The following is a 24,952-nucleotide window of genomic DNA, read 5'->3' on the forward strand; positions in this document are numbered from 1 at the left end:
TGTAATCAGTTGGACTGTACGACTTTAGTCTTAGCATACTATCCACCCTTAGCGCGCTGTCAAAGCGGTCCGGGTAATCTATAATGGAAGCAGATACTTACGTTCCTGCTTGCAGCGCCTGCAAGTCAGCGTTCAGCGGAAATGTATAAACCTCGAAGAGGAAGGAGGGGCTAAGGATGAAAAAGGGAGCCTTGAAATTATTTATGCTCATTGAAGGCCTATTGGGGTTGGCTGTCCTGTTCCAATTGGTTCAGGACACAGATTTGCTGTTGGTCTTTGTATTCGGGCTAATATTCATCAAATTCGGCACCGGAAAAGGCGAGCGTCGTCAGATTCTTGGCTTAGTCGGATGGTTTATGGTAGGCATGAGCATACTATCCACTTTCTCCGTGTGGCTAATGTTGATTCTTTTCATATTGTTCGTCGTCATCAATGGAAAAGGGATCTGGTCTGAGTTGAAACTGGATACTTTTGTGGACGTTCCTTGGGAAGAAAAATCGTTCCGTACAGTCAAAACGAAAGAACCGGAACAGCGGAACGGTTCCAGAAAGCGCCAGAAATGGATTGGAAACACCAGCTTCGGGTCGGATGTCTATGAATGGGATGATGTCAATCTGACCGTATTCATGGGTGACACGATAATTGATTTAGGAAATACGTTGCTGCCGAAAGAGGAAAATATCATTCTAATCCGCAAAGGGTTCGGAAAGACTAGGGTAATCGTACCTTTAGGAATCGGCGTAGCCGTCCATCATTCCACCATCAAAGGCCAACTTATGTTCAACGAAGATGAACTGGACTTGACCAATGAAACGGTCAAATTGTATAGCCGGGACTACGATGAGGCCAACCGAAAAATCAAAATCGTCTCCAATAGCCTGCTGGGTGATTTGGAGGTGATCTATCTATGAGGAGAAGCGCGGTTTTGATTCTGTTCAGCACGATACTAGGCGTCTTTGCTTTTATCGTGGCTGGTGTTTTATTTGCCTTGAGGCCGTATTTAAGTTATCAGGAACTGCTCGAGGTGGATCGTTTTTATGTACCGGCATTCCTTTACATCATCGTGTTGCTGCTGTTCGCTGCCATCGTTGTAACTTGGATCGCTCACTTTTATTTAAAAAATCAAGAAAATCGCATTAAGGATAAGTTGCATTGGCTTTATCTTGGCAACTATGAGCATACGGTATTTAACAACAAACAAGATAAATCATTATTTTTGGATCAGTATTGCCATGCAATCCATATTGAAATTGAAATGCTCAGAAAAAAGATGCTTAGCCTGTCCCGGGAAGTGCAGCATTTAAGTGCAAATCCTCAGCAGATCGGCAACGAAACAAAAGAAGAAATTCTTGAGCAAGAGAGGCATCGCATCGCGAGGGAGCTGCATGATTCCGTCAGCCAACAACTCTTTGCCGCTATGATGATGTTGTCGGCGGTCAATGAGCGGTCCGATGCTTTTCCAGAAAAAATACAAAAACAGATGCGCCTCATAGAAGGCATCATCAATGAGTCCCAGTCGGAGATGAGAGCGTTGCTCCTTCATCTTCGTCCAACTAAACTTGAAGGGAAATCCCTGAAAAAAGGGATCGAACAGTTGCTGGTGGAATTGAAGTCGAAAGTCCAAATTGCGATTAAATGGGAAATCGATGATGTCCACACGATGAGCGGCATCGAAGATCATTTTTTCCGTATTGTGCAGGAGTTGCTTTCGAACACCCTGAGGCATGCAAAGGCAAGCAATCTGGAAGTATATCTGAAACAAACCTTGCAAGAAATCAGTCTTCGTGTTTATGACGATGGCGTCGGCTTCGATACTTCGATCGAAAAATCCGGCAGCTATGGCCTGATGAACATAAAGGAGCGCGTGCAGGGGATGGGTGGGAGCTGTAAAATCATCAGTTTTCCCAAAAAAGGGACCGTGATTGAAATACGTATCCCCAATACGAATGTGAATACAAATGACGTAAGTGCTGAATAGGCTGAAAAAATTTCTGAGAAAAAAGTTTCATAAGGAGGGTTCAGATTGATACGTGTATTGATTATCGACGATCACGAGATGGTGAGGCTGGGATATTCAGCCTATTTATCCATCCAAGATGACATTGAAGTAATAGGGGAAGCGGAAAACGGCTTGATTGGCTATGAAATGGCATTGGATTTGCGCCCAGACATCATTTTGATGGATCTGGTCATGGAAGTCATGGATGGCATTGCCTCGACAAAAGCGATACTGAACGAATGGCCCAAAGCAAAAATTATCATCGTCACCAGTTTCATCGATGACGAGAAAGTCTATCCGGCATTGGAAGCTGGGGCTTCCAGTTATATGCTGAAAACTTCTTCAGCGCATGAAATTGCGGACGCAATTCGTTCCACTTACCACGGCGAGTCAGTCCTGGAGCCAGAAGTGACTGATAAAATGCTGGAGCGCTTCTCGAAAAGAAATATCCGGCCGTTGCATGAAGAGTTGACTGCCAGAGAGCGGGAAGTATTGCTTCTCATCGCGCAAGGTTACTCCAATCAGGACATTGCCGACCAACTGTTCATCACACTGAAGACAGTCAAAACACACGTATCCAACATTTTGACAAAATTAGAAGTGGATGACAGAACCCAGGCTACGATCTATGCATTCAAGCATCATCTGATCCAATGACTTTGAGCAAAGTGTTATAAAATGATGCTTCATTATGATAAGATGAATATGATAGAGAGTAGTAAGGGGGGCAGGCTGATTATCCAATCAGCGACTAGATGAAAATAGAGATCAGTGAACGCGCACAAAAGTGGTTCGAACAGGAAATGGGCATTTCAGGCAAAAAAGGGGTTCGCTTCCTTGGGAAAGTGTATGGCAGTAGCCAAATACATGAAGGGTTCTCGGTTGGGCTTGATGTGGATGAGCCAGTATCTCCGATAGGAAAAGTCGAGTACAATGGCATTTTATATTATGTAGAGGATGCGGATGATTGGTTCTTTAATGGCTATGACCTGCATGTCGGCTTCGATGAAAAACAACGCGAACCGGAGTATAACTTCATCGCACAAAATAAAGAGGACAAATAAAAAAGAGGGTGCTGGATTTTGATCCAGGCCCTCTTTTTGTGTTCAGTTCAGATTTTCAGGTTCAGACGCTCATGATGACAGGAACAATCATAGGACGACGCTCCGTTTTTTCATACAGGTAAGGCTGAATGGCGTTCGTAACCGTATCCTTCAATTTCTTCTCGGTTACAGCATCAGGGCCCTTCAACAAAGAAAGGACATCCTGGCGGACGATTGCTTGTGCTTCATGGATCAAATCGCCTGATTCACGCATATAGATGAATCCTCGGGAAAGGATGTCCGGTCCCGCCAATAAATCTTTGTTGCGGAAATCGGCGGTCAATACCACGACTACAAGGCCATCTTCAGAAAGGACACGGCGATCGCGCAAGACGATGTTACCGATATCGCCGATGCCTTTTCCATCCACATAGACGTCCGTTGCCGTAAAGCTGCCGGCGCGTCTCGCGGAATCAGCCGTCAGAGCAAGGATTTCCCCATTATCGGATATGAAGCAATTCTCGGTTGGAATGCCGACGGCTTCTGCTAATTCTGTATGAATCTTCAGCATGCGGTACTCTCCGTGGACAGGCATGAAGTATTTTGGTTTCATCAGGGTTAACATCAATTTCTGTTCTTGTTGCCCACCATGTCCGGAAGTGTGGACGTTGTTTACTTTACCGTGAACAACGGCTGCTCCAGCTTCCAAAAGCAGGTTGATGACGCGATTGACACTGGTTGTGTTGCCCGGAATCGGTGAACTTGAAAAAATGACTGTATCGCCCGGTTGGATGGAAATCTGTCTGTGTGTGCCGTTAGCAATCCGGCTTAATGCAGCCATCGGTTCGCCTTGCGATCCCGTACACATAATTAAAACCTTATCCGCGGGGAGGCTGTTCAATTCACGCGTGTCGATGAACAGATCATCCGGTGCCACGATGAAACCTAATTCTCTAGCCGTACGGAAGTTCGTCTCCATGCTGCGGCCAAATATAGCGATTTTTCGGCCCGTTTCGAGCGCGACTTCAGTGACTTGTTGCAATCTGTAGATATTGGACGAAAAGGAAGCAAAGATGATTCTTCCCGAAACTTTTTGAATAATGTTTTTAAGGGATTGACCAACAATTTGCTCAGATTGCGTAAATGTCGGTGTTTCCGCATTTGTGCTGTCGCTTAAAAGTAAAAGTACGCCTTCTTCACCGATTTTAGCCATCTTATGGATGTTTGCCGGTTTTCCGTTTGCAGGAGTGAAATCGAACTTGAAATCTCCTGTAAACACAATGTTACCAGGAGGGGTCTTGACCACGATCCCCATAGTGTCCGGTATGCTGTGCGTTGTTCCGAAGAAGCTGATGCTGGTTTTGCGGAATTTAATGATTGAATCTTCATTGATTTCGTACAGGATAGCATCTCTGAGCAAGCCGTGCTCATCCAGTTTATTGCGGATCATGGCGAGCGCCAGTTTTCCTGCGTAGATAGGGACATTCAATTCTTTCAAAAGAAACGGGACACCACCAATGTGATCTTCATGTCCGTGAGAAATGAACAATCCTTTAATTTTGGATTGATTTTGAACTAAGTAACTGTAGTCGGGTATCACATAATCAATACCAAGTAAGTCATCTTCTGGGAACATGATCCCAGAATCAAGAATGATGATTTCATCCTGGAATTGTATGCCATACATATTTTTGCCGATTTCCCCTAAACCCCCGAGGGCAAATACACCGACTTCATTGTTTTTTATATTAGGTTTCATACATTGAACTCCGTGATTTTAAAATTAGGATCTTTTTGTTCGTATTCTAAATGGCTGCCTTCCAAAGGTTGAATGAATTCAATGTTGTAGGGGGTATTTTGTTCAACTAATCTTCTGGCTATTACAAGGTCGGATGCCTCCACATAAAGAGATTCCGTGTTCTCTCTGGTTGGTGCATCAAATTTTGCTGGTTGGTATGTTACTTTAAATATCATATAGTTCACTCCATTTTTCTTATTGTTTTTGATAGTACTGTACTTAAAAATTACAATCTTAGTTTGTTAACTTGGTCAATAGTTGTATTTTTTCATACAATCGGTACTGTAAGTTTACCACAATTAAGGCAGTTAGTATAGAAATGACTGGCAAAATCATTTTTGCGGAGGTGCAAGCCTTTCCAATAGTAAGGCAATTCTCTTTTGTTTTTTTTAACGAAAGCAATCAATATTTTTGTAGACTTAAACACAGTAATTGGCTAGACTGGATAAAGAGGGTTTGGATGGCTGGACAGAAAAAAAAGAATTTTTTTGTCCTGAAGAACTCTGAAGAATCGTTTTTATTAAGGTAGGTGTATCGAAATGTCTTTAATTTGGCGTTATATCAGTCGATATAACAAATTATTTTTATTAAATGTGTTGGGAGCTTTTGGCTTTGTGCTTGTGGAATTGGGATTGCCCACGATGCTTGCAGGCTTGATCAACGAGACGGTTGCAGGTGGCGGAAAAGGGAATATTTTGAGCACGACTGCGGTTATGGTCGGCTTGGCCTTGATCGGTTTTGTGGGCAGAATCATTGTCGCCTATGCAACCGGCAGAATCACTACCAACATGGTAGCGGATATGCGCAATGATATGTACCAAAATATCCAGACTTTTTCCCATGAAGAATATGATCGCATTGGCGTTTCATCATTGGTGACGCGTGTCACCAATGATGCCTTCATTCTGATGCAATTCGCCCAGATGTTACTGCGTATGGGGTTGATGACCTTCATTATGATGTTTGCCAGCGCATTTATGATAGCGCGCACGAGTCCGGACTTATCGATTATCTTATTGCCGGCTTTTCCGGCATTGCTTGTGATGATCATTGTGATCGGCAAAAAATCACAGCCGTTATCTGAGGCGCAGCAGCAAAATCTTGATGACATCAACGGGAATTTAAGGGAATCGCTTTCCGGTATGCGTGTCATCCGAGCCTTTGTCCAGGAAGCTTTCCAAGCTGAACGTTTTGAGGGAGTCAACAACGCCTATAGCGTGGTTTCAAAAAAGCTATTCCGCCTGATGGCCTGGAATCAGCCAGTATTTTCGCATGTCATCAATCTGATTATCATCGCCATTATGTGGTTTGGTTCCGAGCAGATTGAGGGAGGCAGCCTTCAGCTGGGGGACATGACAGCTTTCATCGAATATAGTTTTCATGCTTTGTTTTCGTTTCTGAATTTTGCAGTCGTCTTCATGATGTACCCACGAGCCTCGGTTTCCGCGAAGCGGATCCAGGAAGTGTTGGACACTACCAGCAGCATTTTCCCGAATGAAGAGGGGATCACGGAAACCCTAACGCATGGTTATCTTAGTTTTGAAGCAGTCAGTTTTGCCTATCCTGGGAACACCGACACCCCGGTGATCAAGGATATTTCTTTTTCGGCTGAACCAGGGCAAACGATCGCTTTCATCGGCAGCACAGGGAGCGGAAAATCGACGTTAATCCAGTTGATTCCGCGTTTTTATGATGTCACAAAAGGGCGCATCCTGCTCGATGGGCATGATGTGCGCGATTATAATCTGAAAGCTTTGCGCAAAAAAATCGGCTTTATTCCGCAGAAAGCCTTGCTTTTCACCGGAACGATATCCGAAAATCTTCGTTACGGGAAATGGGATGCCTCAAAAAAAGAAATCGAAGAAGCCTCCGATATTTCCCAAGCCAAGGAATTTATAGCGCGCAAACCAAAACGTTTCGATGAACATTTGGCGGAAGGTGGAAGCAATCTTTCCGGAGGGCAAAAGCAACGCTTATCCATTGCCCGGGCGATCGTCCGCAAACCGGATCTTTATATCTTCGATGACAGTTTCTCGGCTTTGGATTACAAAACGGATGCGACCTTGCGCGCGCGGCTCAAAAAAGAGACCGGAAAAGCGACAGTCATTATTGTGGCCCAACGCGTCAGCACGATCATGCATGCAGACAAGATCATTGTAATGAATGAAGGTGAGGTCGTCGGTCAGGGCACCCATAAAGACCTGTTGCAGAATTGTGAAATCTATTATGATATTGCATCCTCGCAAATGAGCAAGGAGGAACTTTCATGAAAAAAGTGGACAAAAAAACGTTGCTCCGTGTATGGGACTACCTCAAATTTTACAAAATGAAGTTCTTCGGATCCATCTTGTTGACCATAGCGATGACGATACTGAACGTATTGGAACCTTTCATCATCGGATTTGCCATTACCGAAATAGGCAAAAATGTATCGGATATGTTGAAAGGCGTGGAAGGTGCCGGCATCAATTACGATTATTTGTCGAAAGTACTGATCATCTATTTTGTTCGGGCACTGCTTTACCAAGCTACGAATCTCTATTCTCAATTATTCATGACGGATGTCGTTCAGGATGCCATGCGTGATTTGCGCAAGGATCTGAGTGATAAACTGAACCAGCTGCCGATTGCTTACTTTGACCGCAACCAATTCGGGGACATATTGAGCAAAGTGACGAACGATGTCGATTCCATCGGCAATGCGCTGCAGCAGTCCTTGCTACAGGTGCTGAATGCCGTTTTGGGGATTACATTTGCGCTCATCATGATGTTCGCTATCAGTTGGAAGCTGGCTCTCACCATGGTCGTGCTAATTCCGTTGGCTAGCATCCTTTCCAAAAAGATCACGCAGCTGTCGCAGCCGTATTTCCGTGGACAAGCGAAATATCTCGGGCAACTGAATGGTTTTGTCCAGGAATCGCTGACCGGCTTCTCAATCATCAAGCTGTACGGCAAAGAAGGGGATGCTTTCGAGGAGTTCCATTCCATTAATGAATCCCTGAAAAAGAATGGCTTTAAGGCGGCCTTCATTTCCGGCCTGCTGTCCCCGGCTGTGGCGCTCGTCACCAATGCTTCCTATATCATCATCGCCGTGCTCGGGATTCTGCAAGCGATGGTTGGAGCGATGACAATCGGTAATGTGCAGGCTATGGTGCAGTACGTCTGGCAAGTGAACCAGCCGATATCGACTATCACACAATTATCTGCCATCATCCAATCGGCTGCTTCTTCCATACAACGTGTCTTCGATTTCCTTGATCAAGAAGAAGAGGTGCAAACAGAAGTGAAAATGAGTTTGCCGAGAGAAATCCGCGGTGATGTCACTTTTGAAAATGTATCCTTCAGCTATGACAAAGCAGATCCGCTAATCAAAAATTTCAACATCGACGTAAAAAGCGGCGAAACAGTGGCGATCGTCGGTCCGACCGGCGCCGGCAAGACTACGATAATCAATCTTTTGATGCGCTTCTATGAGGTGGATTCGGGCGCCATCAAAATAGATGGTTATGATACGAAAGACCTGACCCGTGCTGACTTGCGCTCCCAATTCGGGATGGTTTTGCAGGACGCATGGCTTTATAAGGACACAATCACAGGGAATATCCGCTTCGGAAAATTGGATGCGACCTTCGAAGAGGTAGTGGATGCGGCGACCACAGCCAATGTCCATCACTTCATCCAGACTTTGGGTGCAGGCTACGATACGGTCATAAACCAGGAAGCTTCCAATATTTCCTTGGGGCAAAAGCAACTGTTGACGATCGCCCGCGCCTTCATCGCGGATCCTAAAATCTTAATACTTGACGAAGCGACAAGTTCCGTAGATACTAGACTGGAAGCTTTGATCCAAAAAGCGATGAAACGCATCATGCAAGGCAGGACCAGTTTTGTGATCGCGCACCGACTTTCCACCATCCGCGACGCCGATTTGATTCTCGTCATGGATCAAGGCGAAATAATCGAACATGGCAAACACGCAGAGTTATTGGAAAGAAAAGGATTTTATTACGATTTGTATACGAGTCAATTTAAAAATGAGGCAGAATAAGAGGAGCAAAAAATTTGGAAAACAAAAAATTCATTTTCTTTGATATCGACGGAACATTGCTGAACGATGAAAAGATGCCACTTGAGAGCACTCTACAAGCTTTGCGCCAACTGCAGAAGAATGGGCACGAAATCGCGATCGCAACGGGGCGGAATCTATTTCTGGCCCAAGAGGTCATCGATACGTTCCAATTAGACAACTACATCGTCTGCAACGGAGCTGCAGGGTATTTCAAGCATGAACTCAAGTATGAAAACAAATTGGATCTGGATGCATTCGAAAAATTGCTGCAGATTTCCGATGAGAATGGCCATCAGATGGTCTACGAATCAGCGCATGCTTTGGCTCGTCGTCATGAATCGATTGAGAACAACGCAAGCGAAGCGATGCGCAGCATTGAGTTCGAAGTCCCTGACCATGATGAGTCTTTTTATCTGAACAATCCTCTTTATCAAGCACTTTTGTTCTACAAAGATGAAGAGAAAGCAATCTATGAAGACGGCGCTTTCCCGGAATTCCGTTTTGTGCGCTGGCACGATGCAGGTGTAGATGTGTTGCCGAATCCGGGATCAAAAGCACAGACTGCCCTGTGGATGGCGAAGCATCTGGGCTTTGCGCATGAAGATACAATAGCTTTTGGTGACGGAAACAACGATTATGAACTCATTTCCAGCGTCGGCTATGGGGTCGCAATGGGAAATGCGGTTGATCCCGTCAAGGATGTCGCCAAATTTGTCACGAAAGATTGTAATTCAGGCGGAATTGCCTACGCACTTGAAAAATTAGGCTTGTTATAGAAGTGAAAATAGGGTATCATATCATTCATAAGGCGTTTTTGCCGAACGTCGTTGATACCCTGTTATTTCGGGGGCGTAGCTCAGTTGGGAGAGTGCTTGACTGGCAGTCAAGAGGTCGTGGGTTCGAGCCCCATCGTCTCCATCAAATTACAAGATTAACCTTTAGAAACGTTGACAGGATGGTGTTCCTTCGACGTTCTTGAGGTTATTTTTTTGTTTCCACTCAGAAAAGCACCAAATTGATAAATACGCAATCAAAACCAACGCAGGCGTCAAATTTTCGACGCCTGCGTTGGTTTTATTTCAATCTATGTTGATTAAATTATCAACTGATATTTTTAAGTTATTAATTTACACCATCCTTGGGTTGATTGAATACATACACATTCAGGTCAACAGAATTATCCGTTACACTTTTCGCCATAATATGCATGCCTTCACACATTAATTCCTCTCCAATAAATATTGGTGTTACGCGATAGCGAACAACTGAGCCATGTTGAATAGCTTCCTTCACAATATCTTCTGCAGCGAAATACATAGTTGGATAATTAGCATTGCGGTATAGAGTGACCAGATTACGCCAGTCTTCTCCACTGCCACCCAGTACATCCGCTAACAGATGACCTCTATTAAGTTGTTCCGGATTGCCTGCGTTCTGCTCGCTTTTTTTCCATCCAGTTGGCAATATACGGCTGTCTGCATCTGTACCGGTGTCATACATGTTAGGTGTTACCATAGCATCCATAGTCGTCACACGATTCCAATCATCTAAATTTCCATACACCGCCCATCCTACACCGTCATACTTTAACTCTGCTGCTGTAAAGGTACTATTTCCACCATTCAGTATTACTTCATCTGCCCCAGTGTATGTTGGAACGTCTACTGCCGTTAAGATGGCAGAATTTACTTGTTCAATTGGAGTTTCGATTGGAATTTCAATTGGTGTTTCAAGTGAGGGATCTATTGATTCCACTTGGGTGAAATCCGGATTATCCAGTTCTATTGAAGTTTTCGATTCTATTTCTTTTATCGATTCAAATAATATTTCCGAATCTGTCGAACTAATTGATTCCGTTGAAATAAGCTCGCGTGATTTAGATTCTGTCTCAACTATAACTTGTGTTTCTTTTGTCGTATTCTCTACCGTGTTATTTAATGAATCGTTGCTAATTACCACACAAAAAACAATGGCGGGCACAAGTAAAAGCCCTAGCATACCGAAAAATGGGTTATCCCCACCTTTTTTTGACATTAACTTGTCCTCCTTTAACATACTATTTATATATTAACATCATTGTGAAATATTTTCCTTAGTACAATTGCTATTAATATTAATTAATATTAAAATGAGATTATAACAATTTAATATATTTGTTATAAACTGAAGGAGTGATAAAAATGAAAAAGATTGTTAATGTACTTGGCGTATTAGTTGCTTCAATTTTTACGATTGCCATATTTCCCATTATCTCACCTATAGTTCTCGTACTAGGCGGATATGGAATTTGGTATTTCTTAAAGAAAACTCCGAATCCGAAAAAAATGAAACTTGCTATACTTGGGGCAGTAATTGGATTATTCGGCTGTTTTGCATTAACAGGGTGTTCTGGAGGAGAAAACTCAGCTAATGAAACAACAGTAAAACAATCTCAAGTAGAATCATCCTCTACAAAAGAAAAGACAAAGAAAGAACTTGCAGCGGAAGAAAAGGCAAAGGTAAAATCTGAACAAGAAAAATTATTGAAAAATGCTACGGCTGCTATTTCATTAGTAGAAAAAAATCCATCACGTGTTAATTTTACTAAAGCAGCAAGTATTGTGGACAAACTAGACAAACCATCTCAAGAACTGACAGATAAATTAAAAGCTGTTGAAGAGAGAGTCATTCTAGAAGAAGAGAACCTAAAATTAGCGGAAGTTGCAATTGCATCAGCAGAAGCAGCCCAAACTAGAGAAAATTATGAAAACGCAAAATCAACTTTAGCAGTTTTGGTTATTCCAAATTCTACTTTTACGAACCGTTTATCTAACGTAGAGGGGGTTGTGGTAGAGAAAGAGGCTGCCGAACAAGCAGCTGCAGCTCAAGCTGAGGCTGATAGAATTGCCGCCGAACAAGCAGCTGCAGCTCAAGCTGAGGCCGATAGAATTGCTGCCGAACAAGCAGCCGCAGCACAAGCTGAAGCTGATAGAATTGCCTCGGAGCAAGCAGCCGCAGCACAAGCAGCTGTTCAGCCTGTTGGACAGACAGTTTATATCGCTCCGGGTTCAGGGACTAAATATCATTTTGATTCCTCATGCCGCGGATTGAATAATGCTAATTCGATCGTTAGCATGACATTATCTGCAGCTCAAGCCCAATCATATACGTTATGTGGATGGGAAGATTAGTTTGCTAATTTTAAGCATACTATGAATTCATAAAAATTAGCCCATGAGGATTTTAGGTTACTATAAATAAAAAAGAATGGCGAAAGCCATTCTTTTTATATGATTAAGTCCTTAGCAACGTAACGACAATCATAACGACTTGTACTTAAAGTCTATGATTACCTATCTATGTAATAACTTGATTTATCAGCGGTATGCTTGAATTTTACTATTTATCGGGGCTTATTATTTAATGAGATGATATACCCATCGTCTCCATCATATTAAATTAACAGACCTTAGAAGCGTTGATACAGAGACATTTCTGTATGTTTCTAAGGTCTGTTTTTTTGACCATGTAATGCTAAAAATTCACGTATGCGGCAAATTTATCAGCTGTTTTCGCCTTTTGCTTTTTCGGTTACATGAGCATAAATATTCAGAGTTACATCGCTGGACATGTTTAGCAATGCTCATTTTGAATAAAAACTGGTGTATAATTAACTTAAAGAGGTTAGCTCAGATGAATCAAAATAGTTAGGAGAATGTGAATAAAGCATCCAAAAAACAAAGATCAGATAGAAAAACTGGTTTGGGAAATCGATTCCATCAACTACACGGATATCTTGCAAAGCATGTAGGACGGTCTGGAGCGATGGGCCAAAACAACAATCATCGTTCGAAAATTGTACGAAATAGGAGAAATGGAAATTGCTGCCATATTGGGGCCGGGACTTTGGTTTGAAAAAGGCAGGGCTTAAGTCGACCATCAGGCGACAATACAAGGAAGAGGTTAAATAATGAGAAAGACAAAATATTACATAACGACGAGAGCGAATCGAAAAAATTTCCTTTTGAACTACGGCGACTGGATGTTTAAGTATGTCCCGGAGAGCAAAGCTTGGGAAGCATCCGATTATTGGTACGAAGAAATCATCATGAATGACTTCACAGATTTCGAGGAAATAACCGAGGAGCGCGCGAAAGAGATAATCGCGAATGACGGCGTCTTTCAAATTTAATAACAAAAATGAGTGTCTAATTTTTAAAATTAGATACTCACTTTTGTGTGCAAAATAAAAGGATGCAGCATCAATGGCATCCTTATATTGTAGAAGTAGGCAAAAAAACTGTTGTCCTTCTTTCTCAAACGCTTCGACAACGGGTGGCGGATGTTTTGTTTAAAATCGACATCTGGTACGGAAAAATAAGCGGAAGGTTTGTTGTTACTCACTGCATTACCTTTAGTGCGCGGCGCAGATGCATATTCAAGAGGTCCATCAATAGAAAAAAGCACCTATTCTTCTTTGCGAGGAGAATAGGTGCTTTTTTCGTTTGCGCATATCTTTGTGCAGATTGGATGTTTTATCCGATATCAAAAAATGAGAGAGAAGAAAAGTAAGCACGGTAAACGTTAGCATGCCAGAGCATAAAGTTAAGGTGCTTTTCACCAAAAGCGACGTAAACGCCGCAAAAAATATTCTCTCGATTAGCTTGGGACAAGCCTTGGTAAAATTAGCCTAAACCGCTGTCTTGGAGCTAAAACGCTCGCTAGACAAGTTATGGGTGTCCCTAGAAGATCGGTACTTCAGTGACGATGTAGTTCATCTGTTTATTTTTGCTTCTTTTTCAAATATTCCGCACGTATTTTTTCAAGTTGCTGCTTTTTATCAAATTTGGCAGGTGTCTGTTTTTCATGAAACTTTGTCACAGATGCCAGACCTTTATAATCCAATTGATATTTTCCCACTTTGTTCACCTACTTTTCTTGTCCTTAAAGAGAATCTCTTCAACAAATATATTATACCGTATTTTATCATTTTCTGCCAAAAGACTCCCACCTCTAAGCGATAGCGTAGGTGGGGGTAGTTCAATGTTGCTTATTGTTTAAGGAGATAGTAAACCCATCGTCTCCATAAAATTACAAAATAAACCTTTAGAAACGTTGACAGGACGGTATTCATTCGACGCTCTAAAGGTTATTTTATGTGTCTAAGTCTATTTCTACGTTTATTTCCACTTCATTTTTATTGGAATATCCAGCTGTCATGACAGCAATTGATTTTGGTAGGGCTTCCATTTTCAAAAAGTAGTTGACATTATTCCCCGCAGAACGTAATGTGTGAATAATATATTATATTGGATAAAGAGAGGATGAGAATTCGGGTGAAGAAATCGGTTTTGACTTTCCGCAATGCCAAGCAGAAAAATAAGCGGCTGACGATGCTGACTGCTTACGACTATTCCACTGCCAAGCTGATTGATGCTGCAGGGATCGACTCAGTACTCGTGGGTGATTCGCTGGGTATGGTGATGCTAGGGTATGAAGACACCTTATCGGTAACGATGGAGGATATGATCCACCACACGAAAGCTGTCGCCAGAGGGGTAAAGGATGCGTTGGTCGTAAGCGATCTGCCGTTCATGTCCTATCAGACCTCCGTCTATGATGCGGTATCCAATGCCGGCAGGCTGATCAAGGAAGGCCGGGCGCAAGCAGTCAAACTGGAAGGCGGCCTTGAAGTCTGCCCGCAGATTAAGGCGATTGTGGAAGCCTCCATACCGGTCATGGCACATCTCGGCCTGACGCCGCAATCCGTCAATGCTTTCGGTGGATTTAAAGTCCAAGGGAAAGATGAAGAAGCGGCGCGCAGCCTGATTGAGCAAGCGAAGGCTGTCGAAGCGGCAGGAGCCTTTGCGGTGGTGCTGGAATGCATTCCAGCCAAACTGGCCGATTTGATCACTAAAAGCATCTCGATTCCGACAATCGGCATCGGTGCGGGAAACGGCTGCGATGGCCAAGTGTTGGTCTATCAGGACATGCTGGGGCTCTATTCCGATTTCACACCAAAATTCGTCAAGCGCTATGCAGAAATCGGTCCGCAGATGCAAACAGCGATCGAAGGCTACATATCCGAAGTGAAAAGCGGCGCGTTTCCGGCAGCGGAGCACACCTTTGCGCTGTCCGATGCGGTCATCGAAAAATTATATTAGAGGGGTAATCACTTAATGAAGATTGCAGCTACAGTTGAAGAAATCCGCAGTGCCGTGAAGGCCTGGAAAAAGGAAGGTTTGTCGGTAGGTTTCGTTCCGACGATGGGCTATCTCCATGAAGGCCATCAAAGCTTGATGCAGAAAGCCGTCAGCGAAAACGATCGGGTGGTCGTCAGCATTTTTGTGAATCCGATGCAGTTCGGACCAACAGAAGACTTGGAAAGCTATCCAAGGGATCTGGAAAAGGATGCCGCTTTGTGCGAAGCCAGCGGAGTGGAGCTGATTTTCCATCCCGAGCCGAAGGAGATGTACCATTCAGATTTCAGCAGCTTTGTGGACATGCATGGCCTGACGGAGAGATTGTGCGGGAAAAGCAGGCCGGCCCATTTCCGGGGCGTGTGCACAGTCGTGACAAAGCTGTTCAACATCGTGCAGCCGGACCGTGCCTATTTCGGACAGAAGGACGCCCAACAGTTGGCGGTCATCCAGCAGATGGTCCGCGACCTCAATATGGAGGTCACCGTCATCGGCTGCCCGATCATCCGGGAAGCGGACGGATTGGCGAAAAGTTCGCGCAACAGTTACCTGTCAGCGGATGAGCGCAAGGCAGCGTTGGTGCTTAGCCGAGCGCTCGAAGTCGCGAAACAGTTGCTTGCAGATGGCGAGCAGGACGCTGCCAAGATCCTGAAGGCCATTTCGGAAACGATCCAAGCCGAACCGATGGCGAAGATCGATTATGTGGAGTTGGTGGATGCGCGAACGCTACAGCAAGTGGACAGCGTCGAGCGACCTGTATTGGTGGCTTTGGCAGTCTATATCGGGAAAACGCGTCTGATCGATAATTTTATCACGGAATAAGTGGGGGGAAAAACAATGCAACTAAATATGCTAAAAAGTAAAATACACCGCGCCGTCGTTGTCCAGGCGGAGCTTTCCTATGTAGGCAGCATCACTGTCGACAAGGATCTGCTTGATGCTGCAGGGCTGATCGAATATGAGAAGGTCCAGATCGTCGACATCGACAACGGGGCCCGGTTCGAAACTTACGTCATCGCAGGCGAACGCGGCTCGGGCATGATTTGCCTGAATGGTGCCGCCGCCCGTTGCGTTCAAGTATCGGACAAAATCATCATCATGGCCTACTGCATGATGGACGAACAGGAAGCAAAGGAACACAAGCCGCTTGTGGTGTTCGTGGATGAGCAGAATGCCATCACAACCGTAACAAGATATGAAGAACACGGCAGACTCAGCATGTAAGCTTTCTATTTAGGTACAAAAAAGAAGCGCAACCGCATCGATCCAGTCGGACCTGATGCGGTTGCGCTTTTCCTATTGCACGGATTGCAGCGTGAGCTGAATATCTTTGATGGAGAGTTGCAGTTTTTCGTATTCCTCATCATCCAGCGGCAAGGGGATCTGTTTCTCCAAGCCGTTCCTGCCGATGATGCAAGGCATGCTGAAGGCCGCTTCACCATGGCAATTGTATAAACCGTCAACGGTTGCGGTCACAGGGAAAATGCTTTTCTCGTCCAGCATGACCGCGCGGGCCAAGGCTGCTGAGACTTCCCCGATGCCTGAATTGGTCCAACCTTTCCAGTTGAAGACATCGGAAGCTGTGTGCACCACTTCTTGGCTGACGAATTTTCGGTCCAATGGTTCCGCAGGGTCCAATAAAGCATCGCTTTGGGTAAGCGTGAGCGCACCCACAGTTGTGCTGCTGAAAGCTGGGAAGGCTGTGCTGCCGTGTTCACCCATAATGTAGCCGCTGACGGTTTTGGGATCGACCTGATAGTGGGCAGCAACAATCTGACGGTAGCGGAAAGTATCCAAAGTCGTTCCGGTGCCGAAAATCTTGCCTTTCGGATAGTCGAACTCATTCTCGGCGATATAGGTGATCGTATCGACCGGATTCGTTATCAGGATGATGATGGCGTCTTTTGTGTGCTTGGTGATGCCAGCCATGATTTTGCGTATTTCAATGGCATTCTCCTTGCCCATCAACGCTCTTGGGGGCATCTCCTCACCCGGGCGCGGCTTCTCGCTGACGCCCGCGGAAATGATGATGACGTCGGCATCGGCGCAGTCCGCATAGTCGCCGGCATAGATTTTACTGTTTGTCCTGTAGCTTGCTGCCAGCGCATGGCGGTGGTCCAGGGCTTCGCCTCTTGCCGTGTCCTCGTTGCTGTCGATCAGAACGATATCAGAAAATAAGTTGAGGTGGCTGCAGTCAGTCAATACTTGCGAACCGACATGGCCGACCCCGATGATGGCTAATTTTATTTGGATCATAAGTCACATTTCCTTTCGTTTTGAAATATTGTCATTGATGGCTTGGTGCATGTCCCCTACAGTGTAGAATGTGGGTTCCAGCACCGCTTTTTCATCCTCCGGCTTCCGGCGATGGTTGAACCACAATGATGTCCACCCAGCAGTCTGGCCACCGATGATGTCCGTTTCGTAGGTGTCCCCGATGAAGAGTAGCTCATCAGGCGAGGCCTCTAAAGCCGCCTGCACATGCGCGAAAGCCTCGGCGTGGGGTTTTGGGAAACCGATTTTTTCGGAAATGAAGATGCGCGCTGGCGGCACCCATCTCTCCAGACCCAGCGCAGTGAACTTCTTCATCTGGTGCTTTTCAGGACCGTTTGTGAAGACCGCAATCGGAATGTTCTGACTTTCCAACTCATTCAAAAGCTGCTCGATCCCTGGACTTAACGTGATTTCTGCTTGCCTTTTTTGGTAGGTTTCCTGGAAGTGCATCGCCTCTTCGCTAGTAAGCGGAAGGCCCAGGTCAGCAAACGTATGCTGGGTGCGCATGATATGGGACTCGGACAGCGTCAGATTCCCACTGGAGAACAGGTCGAAAGCGGCATCGCAATGCTCGCGAAAAAGAGCAAATGTGGCTTCGTCGCTGAAGATGGTCTCCATGCGGTAATTGTCCAACGCTCGAAAAAACGGACTGGCTGTGTCGTATAAAGTATCGTCCAAATCGAATAGAATAGTAAGCATTATTAAGGTAGTTCCTTCCTTTTGTCGTTGTAGTCAGTATAGCATCCGAAACCGTTTTTTTGAAATGGGGAAAATAGGGAATGCGCGTCAAGATGCACGGCAATGGAATGGGCTGCTAAAATGGCGGGGCAAAGCGCTTTTTGTTGCAAATTAAAAATCAGTACAGTATAATAACATACAATAATGTCATACGATCATACAATAATGGAAGAGGCTGCGAACATCAAGAGTAAAATGCCCGTTTGAAAGGGGTGTTCGCCGAAATACAGCGTTTGCTGTGTTGGGGTCAGGGTTAAGAATCCTGACACTGTCAGAACGATTTGCCCAAAATCGTTTGTGGAGTACTTTCGGTATTGCGGGCAGAAGGAAGCTGGATTATAGGGCCTTTTGCTTTATAGTCTATTTTTTTGCACAAAAACGGACTGAATTATCGTTGTTATGACGCTCTATGGGTAGAAAGGTGGACAAAAGCGGCTGTATAAGAAGGGTTAATTTTTATTATTTTTGAGCAGTTAAAAAGGACTATATACATTAGGAGGAAATAGAGATGACAGTAAAAACATGGAAAAAAACAATGGCGGCATTGACAGGCTTGTTTATTTTGGCGGGTTGCGGTAACGGAGCCACTGATGATTCATCCGCGGCTAATGGCACAGCGGATTCTGAAACATTCACGGTTGGAATGGAAGCGGGCTATCCTCCTTTCAACTGGACCCAAAATGACGACAGCAACGGTGCTGTGAAAATCGACGGCGCTGATGGTTATGCAAATGGCTATGATGTTCAGATGGCACAAAAAGTGGCAGATGGATTAGGCAAAGAACTGGTCATCGTCAAGACGGAATGGGATGGCTTGGTGCCGGCATTAGTTTCATCCAAAATCGATGCTATCGTTGCAGGCATGTCTCCGACGGATGAACGCAAAGAAGCGATTGATTTCTCTGATTCCTACTATACGACTGAACTTGTTATTGTCGTAAAAGCGGATGGCGCTTATGCAGATGCGACAACTTTGGCTGACTTCGCGGATGCGAAAGTCACTGCGCAGTTGAATACGTTGCACTATGGCGTCATCGATCAGATTGAAGGCGTGCAAAAGCAACCGGCGATGGACAGTTTCACTTCCATGCGCGTAGCTTTAGAATCGGGCACAATTGATGCTTACGTATCGGAACGTCCAGAAGCCATCAGCGCTTCATCAGCCAATTCTGCATTCAAAATGATCGAATTGGATGAAGCGGATACGTTTAAATTGTCCGCAGCTGATTCAGAAATCGCAATCGGTTTGATCAAAGAAAGCGAATTGAAAGATCAGATCAATGAGATCTTGAGCGGCATCACCGAAGAAGAACGCATCCAAATGATGGATGAAGCAATCCAAAACCAGCCATCAGCTGAATAATTCTGGTGGACGGAACATCAAAAAGGGGCATACATTAAATGGAGTTTAGTTGGGTTATCCGAATCATCGAAGAAAACTGGAGACAGTTTTTATCAGGTGCATGGACAACATTATATATAGCTTTAATCGGAACTGTAATCGGACTGGGTATCGGTCTTATGATCGGCGTCATCCGTACGATACCGGTTGCGGAATCAGGATGGAAAAAACACGCGTACAATGTGGTGAATTTTTTGCTGTCATGCTACATCGAAATTTTCCGAGGAACGCCGATGATCGTGCAAGCGATGGTCATCTATTATGGGGCGGCTTTGGCATTTGACATCGACATGAACCGTATTTTTGCAGCGTTGCTGATTGTATCAGTCAATACGGGAGCTTATATGTCGGAGATTGTCCGAGGTGGAATCATATCCATCGACAAAGGGCAATTCGAAGCTTCTCAAGCGATCGGGATGAATCATCTGCAAACGATGCGGAATGTCGTCATGCCGCAAGTGATCCGGAATATTCTGCCGGCTACAGGGAACGAATTCGTCATCAACATAAAAGATACATCCGTATTGAACGTCATTTCCGTTTCGGAATTGTTCTTTACGACCAAATCGATTTCCGGGAATAACTTCCGTTATTTTGAATCATTCTTCGTGGCTTCAATCATTTACTTCGTCATGACCTTCACGGTGACGCGCGTCTTGCGTGCCATCGAAAGAAAAATGCAAGGCCCTGATAATTATCAGATGATGGGTGCAGGACAAGACCAATTGACTACACCAGAATTAATGGCTCGCAAAAAACAAGCAGGAAGAGACAGAGCAAATTAATTGCCACAGGAGGAATCATTTGATGGAAAAAGTAATTGACGTACAACATCTGAAGAAAAACTTCGGTCAACATGAAGTACTGAAGGACATCGATTTCAGCGTGAATAAAGGAGAAGTTGTGTGTATCATCGGTTCATCGGGATCCGGTAAATCGACTCTGTTGCGCTGCATCAATCTGCTTGAAAAACCTACAGCGGGAGAAATTATCTACAACGGCGAAAACGTTCTGGACTCGAAACATGACATCTTCAAGTACCGCAGTAAATTAGGGATGGTATTCCAGCAGTTCAATCTGTTCAATAACTTGGACGTGTTGCATAATTGTACGGTAGGACCTGTGAAGATCCTTAAAAAGTCCCAACAGGAAGCCGAAAAGATCGCCATGGGTTATCTGGAACAGGTTGGCATGGGAAACTTCATAAACGCCAAACCAGATCAATTGTCAGGCGGCCAAAAACAACGCGTCGCTATCGCTCGCGCGTTGACGATGGAACCGGATGCGCTATTGTTTGATGAGCCGACATCGGCTTTGGATCCGGAGATGGTGGGAGAAGTATTGAAGGTCATGAAGGATCTTGCCAACAGCGGGTTGACGATGATTGTCGTGACGCATGAAATGGAGTTCGCGAAGGAAGTTTCCGATCGCGTTATCTTTATGGATCAAGGCGTCATCCTGGAGCAGGGAGCCCCTGATCATATCTTTAATCATCCAAACGAGGCTCGCACGAAGCAATTCCTGGAAAGATATCTAACAAAATAAAAACAAAGAAGAGCGTTTCTGCAACTACTGCAGAAACGCTCTTCTTTTTCATTTCCTATTCAATTATGATGACGTCGTCTTCAACGGCAAAAGGCGCTTGTTCATTGATGTGGTCGTAGAACATGACCCCGTTGAGATGGTCGATTTCGTGTTGGACCACGATGGCTATGTAGCCTTTGTAGCGAGCCTTGTGTGTCACTCCTTCGGCATCCTGGTAAGATACCGTAATACGGCTATGTCTGACGACGAACCCTGGTACTTCGCGATCCACTGAAAGGCAACCTTCGCCACCTTTAAGGCAGGCACTTTCGATGGAATGGCTGACGATTTTAGGGTTGAACATCACTTTGGCCAATTCAGGAGGATCATCTTCATACTCCCCAGGTATCAATAGTGCAACGATGCGCTTGGAAACGTCGATTTGCGGCGCTGCCAAACCGACACCTGCGCGCAAGTTAAGTTGCGCGGCGATTTTTTCATCCTGACTGTTCGAAAGGAACTCCATCATTTCTGTGGCGATTTTTCGATCCTCGGCAGATAAAGGGAAAGTGACCAAGTCAGCCGACCTCCGCAATGTAGGATGACCTTCACGGATGATGTTATCCATAGTGATCATTCATGCATTCCTCCTTTTGCTGGTTTTTATATTGAAATGATTGGGCTAGCAAACTACAAAACACTTCACGTTACATAGTACACGTTTCGAAAAAAAAAAGCTAGACCGATCTTTTCCCTTGTAATAAAGAAGAGGTATGTGTAAAATAGGAAAATGAAAAAATGATTACACGACGGTGTGAGTTTTTTTTAACTTTATAGCGAAAGAAGAGATGATTTTTATGACAGTTGCTAAAGATTATATTGAAAAAGTCTATAAAAAGGTTGAAGACAGAGGCCCGCATCAAAAAGAATTCTTACAGGCGGTAAGGGAGTTGTTCGACACGATCGAACCAGCTTTGGAAAAGAATCCGCACTACATAAAATGGAATATCCTTGAAAGAATGGTAGAACCTGAACGTATCGTTTCCTTCCGTGTTCCTTGGATGGATGACAAAGGGGATGTTCAAGTCAGCAAAGGTTTCCGTGTCCAATTCAATTCAGCAATCGGACCATACAAAGGCGGTTTGCGTTTCCACCCGACCGTCAACGAAAGCATCCTGAAATTTTTAGGTTTCGAACAGATATTCAAAAACAGCCTGACCGGATTACCGATCGGTGGCGGTAAAGGTGGATCTGATTTTGATCCTAAGGGCAAAACGGATGCAGAAGTGATGCGTTTCTGCCAATCCTTCATGACTGAGCTACAAAGACACATCGGTCCTACTTTAGACGTCCCTGCTGGCGATATCGGTGTCAGAGGACGCGAAATTGGTTACATGTATGGCCAATACAAACGCTTGAACGGCGCTGAGACAGGCGTTCTGACCGGCAAACCGGTAGTCATGAACGGAAGTTTGGCACGTACAGAAGCGACTGGATACGGCCTGGTCTACTATACACAAGAAATGTTGAAAGCGAATGGGAAATCGTTTGACGGCCAAAAAGTTGTAGTATCTGGAAGTGGAAATGTTGCCATTTATGCTATCCAAAAAGTTCATGAATTTGGCGGAACCGTTGTAGCTTGTTCCGATTCCAACGGATATATCTACGATGAATCAGGTATCGATGTTGCTTTGCTTCAGGATATCAAAGAAGTTCGTCGCGAAAGATTGACTGCCTATGCTGCAGAAAAAGCGACAGCAGTATATAAAGATGGTAGCGTGTGGGACTTCGATCTGAACTACGATATTGCTTTGCCTAGCGCAACCCAAAATGAAATCGACAAAGAACAAGCCGAAAGATTAGTCAAAGCTGGCGTTTATTGTGTCAGCGAGGGCGCAAACATGCCGAGCACTCTGGAAGCTGTAGAAATTTATGCGGACAATAACATTTTTTATGGGCCGGCAAAAGCAGCCAATGCAGGCGGAGTAGCGACTTCCGCGCTGGAAATGGCGCAGAACAGTGCCCATAGTCATTGGACATTCGAAGAAGTCGACGGCAAGCTGCAAGAGATTATGGCAAACATCTTTAAGACAGCTGAAAAAACAGCTGATGAATATGGTATGCCAGGCAACTATTTAGCCGGTGCCAACATCGCGGCGTTTGTGCAAGTTGCAGATGCTATGATTTATCAAGGTTTAGTTTAAAATCAGTTTCAGCATAAATTTTTATAAAAAGGTTATTTCTTAATTGAAATGGCCTTTTTTCTTTGTTTTTGAGAGGAATGCACATGCGTTTTAATCCTATTTTCATAGTGATGAGATTGTGATTTCGTGAATGAATGGAATAGTGGGCTGAAAGCCGCGAAAAAATAGCAAACTGGTTATGAAAAAGTACTGAAACTGGTTATCCCAAAAAGGGTAGTTATAATAAAAAGACTGTTATACTTTTGAAAGCCTATTCCATCAATGATTTACAATTTTAATAGAAACAGTTTTCGTGGAGTTTTAATACAGAGTCTTTGTGTCTGATTGCGGCAATCTGTAAACATACATAATTATAATGATTCAATAATAAAACACAGATACAAAAATAATGTTCGTTACATACTGAACAAAACGCTTATGTTAAACGCTTACAATTAAGTAGTAGCCGATATTTTGTGCACAAAATATGAAAACTTTCCTTTTGCCTTGCATATATCTCGGATGCGTGGTAAATTATTCATGTAACAACTGTGAATTGATACAGTTGAAATCATCTGTATAAACCTCATCGACAGAGATGAAATATCAAGGAATAGAGAGGAAAGTGTTAGCATGGCTACAAAACAAACAAAAATCGACATTGACGCATTATTAAGCAGCACGAACACAGATTTTCGCATGGTCCAAATCATGGATGAAGAAGGGAATATTGTAAACCCTGACCTTATGCCAGATCTTTCTGATGAACAATTGGTTCAATTCATGACAGATATGGTATGGTCCAGAATTTTACATGAACGTTCAACTGCGTTGAATCGTCAAGGTAGATTAGGTTTCTATGCGCCGACAGCCGGTCAAGAAGCAAGCCAATTAGGAAGTATCGCAGCAATCGAGAAGGAAGATGTTTTGTTGCCTGGTTACCGTGATGTTCCTCAGCTGATCAAACATGGTTTGCCGTTGACGCAAGCTTTCCTTTGGTCAAGAGGCCACGTGGATGGCAATAAATACGCTGAAGATATCAAAGCTTTACCACCACAAATCATCATCGGCGCACAATACGTGCAAGCTGCCGGAGTTGCGTTGGGCTTGAAGAAGCGTAACAAGAAAAATGTAGCGATTACATATACTGGTGATGGCGGAAGCTCGCAAGGGGATTTCTATGAAGGCATCAACTTTGCCGGATCCTACAAAGCACCTGCTCTATTCTTCATCCAAAATAATGGATGGGCGATTTCAACACCTCGCCACGTGCAGACCGCTGCTCAAACTTTGGCACAGAAAGCTGTCGCTGCCGGAATCCCTGGTATCCAGGTAGATGGAATGGACATGCTGGCTGTATACGCCGTAACTAAAAAAGCAAGAGAATATGCTGTTGCAGGAAATGGCCCTGTCTTGATCGAAACAATCTGCTACCGCTTTGGTCCGCATACTTTATCAGGTGACGATCCAACGCGTTACCGTGACACTGCTGAATTGGAAGGCTGGCAAGCAAAAGACCCATTGATCCGCATGCGCAAATTTTTGACGGCAAAAGGTTTATGGTCTGAAGAAAAAGAAAATGAAGTAATCGAATCAGTCAAAGAAGAAATCAAAGATGCCATCAAGGAAGCTGACCAAGCTCCTAAACAAAAAGTATCTGACTTCTTGAAGAGCATGTTCGAAGAACCAAACCAAACTATGGCAGAACAAATCGCTTACTACGAAGCAAAGGAGACTAAATAA

Annotated in this window: 23 protein-coding genes, 1 tRNA gene, 1 pseudogene and 1 riboswitch; of the genes and pseudogenes, 17 read left to right on the forward strand and 8 right to left on the reverse strand. The window is 44.3% G+C overall.

What is annotated here, in order from left to right; translation table 11 throughout:
* The first annotated feature begins 176 nt into the window (after nt 1–176).
* The 4 genes from liaF to BLV66_RS00925 all read left to right on the forward strand — a co-directional run bounded on the left by liaF (nt 177) and on the right by BLV66_RS00925 (nt 3,063).
* On the forward strand, nt 177–911 hold the full coding sequence (liaF, locus tag BLV66_RS00910) for a cell wall-active antibiotics response protein LiaF (protein WP_086985369.1): 735 nt from the start codon (nt 177–179) through the stop codon (nt 909–911).
* Entirely contained in the window at nt 908–1,978 is a 1,071-nt protein-coding gene (locus tag BLV66_RS00915) for a sensor histidine kinase (protein ID WP_086985368.1), read from the forward strand. Before liaF ends, BLV66_RS00915 begins: the two co-directional genes overlap by 4 nt.
* A 45-nt stretch (nt 1,979–2,023) precedes the next feature.
* Complete coding sequence (locus BLV66_RS00920) at nt 2,024–2,656, forward strand: response regulator transcription factor (RefSeq protein WP_086985367.1); 633 nt, start codon at nt 2,024–2,026, stop codon at nt 2,654–2,656.
* A 98-nt stretch (nt 2,657–2,754) separates the two neighbouring features.
* The gene (locus tag BLV66_RS00925) at nt 2,755–3,063 is read left to right on the forward strand and encodes a HesB/YadR/YfhF family protein (protein ID WP_086985366.1); all 309 of its coding nucleotides are present in this window, start codon (nt 2,755–2,757) and stop codon (nt 3,061–3,063) included.
* 61 nt (nt 3,064–3,124) lie between these two features.
* Here BLV66_RS00925 and rnjA read toward each other — a convergent pair whose 3' ends face one another.
* Nucleotides 3,125–4,801 carry a ribonuclease J1 gene (gene rnjA, locus BLV66_RS00930; RefSeq protein ID WP_086985365.1) on the reverse strand — a complete coding sequence of 559 codons (1,677 nt, stop codon included), beginning with the start codon at nt 4,799–4,801 and terminating at the stop codon, nt 3,125–3,127.
* Nucleotides 4,798–5,016: a DNA-directed RNA polymerase subunit epsilon gene (locus tag BLV66_RS00935; RefSeq protein ID WP_086985364.1), complete on the reverse strand. Its 219-nt coding sequence runs from the start codon at nt 5,014–5,016 to the stop codon at nt 4,798–4,800. The genes rnjA and BLV66_RS00935 overlap by 4 nt, the downstream gene beginning before the upstream one ends.
* A gap of 363 nt (nt 5,017–5,379) precedes the next feature.
* Between BLV66_RS00935 and BLV66_RS00945 the strand changes: the two genes are divergently transcribed.
* The 4 genes from BLV66_RS00945 (at nt 5,380) to BLV66_RS00960 (ending at nt 9,827) form a co-directional block, all read left to right on the forward strand.
* A complete protein-coding gene (locus BLV66_RS00945) occupies nt 5,380–7,110 on the forward strand; it encodes an ABC transporter ATP-binding protein (RefSeq protein WP_086985362.1) in 1,731 nt (576 codons plus the stop codon).
* Nucleotides 7,107–8,888, forward strand: coding sequence for an ABC transporter ATP-binding protein (locus tag BLV66_RS00950; RefSeq protein WP_086985361.1), 1,782 nt, complete (start codon nt 7,107–7,109; stop codon nt 8,886–8,888). The genes BLV66_RS00945 and BLV66_RS00950 overlap by 4 nt, the downstream gene beginning before the upstream one ends.
* Before the next feature lie 14 nt (nt 8,889–8,902).
* On the forward strand, nt 8,903–9,685 hold the full coding sequence (locus tag BLV66_RS00955) for a Cof-type HAD-IIB family hydrolase (RefSeq protein ID WP_143033072.1): 783 nt from the start codon (nt 8,903–8,905) through the stop codon (nt 9,683–9,685).
* A gap of 69 nt (nt 9,686–9,754) precedes the next feature.
* A tRNA-Ala gene (locus BLV66_RS00960) sits at nt 9,755–9,827 on the forward strand.
* Between the two features lie 204 nt (nt 9,828–10,031).
* Here the strand turns inward: BLV66_RS00960 and BLV66_RS00965 are convergent.
* Complete coding sequence (locus tag BLV66_RS00965) at nt 10,032–10,943, reverse strand: DNA/RNA non-specific endonuclease (protein ID WP_176974081.1); 912 nt, start codon at nt 10,941–10,943, stop codon at nt 10,032–10,034.
* Between the two features lie 146 nt (nt 10,944–11,089).
* Here BLV66_RS00965 and BLV66_RS00970 point away from each other — a divergent pair, with 146 nt between their 5' ends.
* Entirely contained in the window at nt 11,090–12,079 is a 990-nt protein-coding gene (locus BLV66_RS00970; protein WP_086985359.1) for a hypothetical protein, read from the forward strand.
* 779 nt (nt 12,080–12,858) lie between these two features.
* The gene (locus tag BLV66_RS00975; protein WP_086985358.1) at nt 12,859–13,080 is read left to right on the forward strand and encodes a hypothetical protein; all 222 of its coding nucleotides are present in this window, start codon (nt 12,859–12,861) and stop codon (nt 13,078–13,080) included.
* A gap of 29 nt (nt 13,081–13,109) precedes the next feature.
* On the opposite strand, the gene BLV66_RS00980 is transcribed toward BLV66_RS00975, so the two are convergent.
* A complete protein-coding gene (locus BLV66_RS00980; protein WP_143033073.1) occupies nt 13,110–13,292 on the reverse strand; it encodes a hypothetical protein in 183 nt (60 codons plus the stop codon).
* A gap of 378 nt (nt 13,293–13,670) precedes the next feature.
* Nucleotides 13,671–13,808: a hypothetical protein gene (locus BLV66_RS15480; protein WP_086985356.1), complete on the reverse strand. Its 138-nt coding sequence runs from the start codon at nt 13,806–13,808 to the stop codon at nt 13,671–13,673.
* Between the two features lie 404 nt (nt 13,809–14,212).
* Here BLV66_RS15480 and panB point away from each other — a divergent pair, with 404 nt between their 5' ends.
* Genes panB through panD form a run of 3 tightly spaced genes read left to right on the forward strand, consistent with a single transcriptional unit; the run spans nt 14,213 to nt 16,312 of the window.
* Nucleotides 14,213–15,052 (forward strand): 3-methyl-2-oxobutanoate hydroxymethyltransferase, encoded by an 840-nt coding sequence (gene panB, locus BLV66_RS00990; RefSeq protein ID WP_439848965.1) that lies wholly within the window; start codon nt 14,213–14,215, stop codon nt 15,050–15,052.
* Nucleotides 15,053–15,067: 15 nt separating this feature from the next.
* Nucleotides 15,068–15,910, forward strand: coding sequence for a pantoate--beta-alanine ligase (gene panC, locus BLV66_RS00995; protein ID WP_086985354.1), 843 nt, complete (start codon nt 15,068–15,070; stop codon nt 15,908–15,910).
* A 15-nt stretch (nt 15,911–15,925) separates the two neighbouring features.
* Complete coding sequence (panD, locus tag BLV66_RS01000; RefSeq protein WP_086628237.1) at nt 15,926–16,312, forward strand: aspartate 1-decarboxylase; 387 nt, start codon at nt 15,926–15,928, stop codon at nt 16,310–16,312.
* Nucleotides 16,313–16,384: 72 nt separating this feature from the next.
* Here panD and BLV66_RS01005 read toward each other — a convergent pair whose 3' ends face one another.
* Both BLV66_RS01005 and BLV66_RS01010 read right to left on the reverse strand, forming a co-directional pair.
* Complete coding sequence (locus tag BLV66_RS01005) at nt 16,385–17,344, reverse strand: lactate/malate family dehydrogenase (RefSeq protein ID WP_086985353.1); 960 nt, start codon at nt 17,342–17,344, stop codon at nt 16,385–16,387.
* Between the two features lie 3 nt (nt 17,345–17,347).
* Nucleotides 17,348–18,061, reverse strand: a complete 714-nt coding sequence (locus BLV66_RS01010) for an HAD family hydrolase (protein ID WP_086985352.1) — start codon at nt 18,059–18,061, stop codon at nt 17,348–17,350.
* 200 nt (nt 18,062–18,261) lie between these two features.
* Nucleotides 18,262–18,416: riboswitch (Lysine riboswitch) on the forward strand.
* Between the two features lie 192 nt (nt 18,417–18,608).
* Here BLV66_RS01010 and BLV66_RS15955 point away from each other — a divergent pair.
* Nucleotides 18,609–20,287, forward strand: a pseudogene (locus tag BLV66_RS15955) (ABC transporter substrate-binding protein/permease).
* Between the two features lie 22 nt (nt 20,288–20,309).
* Entirely contained in the window at nt 20,310–21,047 is a 738-nt protein-coding gene (locus tag BLV66_RS01025; RefSeq protein ID WP_086985349.1) for an amino acid ABC transporter ATP-binding protein, read from the forward strand.
* A gap of 55 nt (nt 21,048–21,102) precedes the next feature.
* Here the strand turns inward: BLV66_RS01025 and def are convergent, their stop codons facing one another.
* Nucleotides 21,103–21,663, reverse strand: a complete 561-nt coding sequence (gene def / locus BLV66_RS01030) for a peptide deformylase (protein ID WP_086985348.1) — start codon at nt 21,661–21,663, stop codon at nt 21,103–21,105.
* Between the two features lie 220 nt (nt 21,664–21,883).
* Here def and gdhA point away from each other — a divergent pair, with 220 nt between their 5' ends.
* Nucleotides 21,884–23,230 (forward strand): NADP-specific glutamate dehydrogenase, encoded by a 1,347-nt coding sequence (gene gdhA / locus BLV66_RS01035; RefSeq protein WP_086985347.1) that lies wholly within the window; start codon nt 21,884–21,886, stop codon nt 23,228–23,230.
* A 612-nt stretch (nt 23,231–23,842) separates the two neighbouring features.
* Nucleotides 23,843–24,952 (forward strand): pyruvate dehydrogenase (acetyl-transferring) E1 component subunit alpha, encoded by a 1,110-nt coding sequence (gene pdhA, locus BLV66_RS01040; protein WP_086985346.1) that lies wholly within the window; start codon nt 23,843–23,845, stop codon nt 24,950–24,952.

Source organism: Trichococcus collinsii, assembly GCF_900107505.1.
GTDB classification, from domain to species: domain Bacteria; phylum Bacillota; class Bacilli; order Lactobacillales; family Aerococcaceae; genus Trichococcus; species Trichococcus collinsii.

Coding starts and splice junctions, on each gene's coding strand:
- liaF (WP_086985369.1), top strand. CDS start 177: ATGAAAAAGGGAGCCTTGAAATTATTTATGCTCATTGAAGGCCTATTG.
- BLV66_RS00915 (WP_086985368.1), top strand. CDS start 908: ATGAGGAGAAGCGCGGTTTTGATTCTGTTCAGCACGATACTAGGCGTC.
- BLV66_RS00925 (WP_086985366.1), top strand. CDS start 2,755: ATGAAAATAGAGATCAGTGAACGCGCACAAAAGTGGTTCGAACAGGAA.
- rnjA (WP_086985365.1), bottom strand. CDS start 4,801: ATGAAACCTAATATAAAAAACAATGAAGTCGGTGTATTTGCCCTCGGG.
- BLV66_RS00935 (WP_086985364.1), bottom strand. CDS start 5,016: ATGATATTTAAAGTAACATACCAACCAGCAAAATTTGATGCACCAACC.
- BLV66_RS00945 (WP_086985362.1), top strand. CDS start 5,380: ATGTCTTTAATTTGGCGTTATATCAGTCGATATAACAAATTATTTTTA.
- BLV66_RS00950 (WP_086985361.1), top strand. CDS start 7,107: ATGAAAAAAGTGGACAAAAAAACGTTGCTCCGTGTATGGGACTACCTC.
- BLV66_RS00965 (WP_176974081.1), bottom strand. CDS start 10,943: ATGTCAAAAAAAGGTGGGGATAACCCATTTTTCGGTATGCTAGGGCTT.
- BLV66_RS00970 (WP_086985359.1), top strand. CDS start 11,090: ATGAAAAAGATTGTTAATGTACTTGGCGTATTAGTTGCTTCAATTTTT.
- BLV66_RS00975 (WP_086985358.1), top strand. CDS start 12,859: ATGAGAAAGACAAAATATTACATAACGACGAGAGCGAATCGAAAAAAT.
- panB (WP_439848965.1), top strand. CDS start 14,213: ATGAGAATTCGGGTGAAGAAATCGGTTTTGACTTTCCGCAATGCCAAG.
- panC (WP_086985354.1), top strand. CDS start 15,068: ATGAAGATTGCAGCTACAGTTGAAGAAATCCGCAGTGCCGTGAAGGCC.
- panD (WP_086628237.1), top strand. CDS start 15,926: ATGCAACTAAATATGCTAAAAAGTAAAATACACCGCGCCGTCGTTGTC.
- BLV66_RS01005 (WP_086985353.1), bottom strand. CDS start 17,344: ATGATCCAAATAAAATTAGCCATCATCGGGGTCGGCCATGTCGGTTCG.
- BLV66_RS01010 (WP_086985352.1), bottom strand. CDS start 18,061: ATGCTTACTATTCTATTCGATTTGGACGATACTTTATACGACACAGCC.
- BLV66_RS01025 (WP_086985349.1), top strand. CDS start 20,310: ATGGAAAAAGTAATTGACGTACAACATCTGAAGAAAAACTTCGGTCAA.
- def (WP_086985348.1), bottom strand. CDS start 21,663: ATGATCACTATGGATAACATCATCCGTGAAGGTCATCCTACATTGCGG.
- gdhA (WP_086985347.1), top strand. CDS start 21,884: ATGACAGTTGCTAAAGATTATATTGAAAAAGTCTATAAAAAGGTTGAA.
- pdhA (WP_086985346.1), top strand. CDS start 23,843: ATGGCTACAAAACAAACAAAAATCGACATTGACGCATTATTAAGCAGC.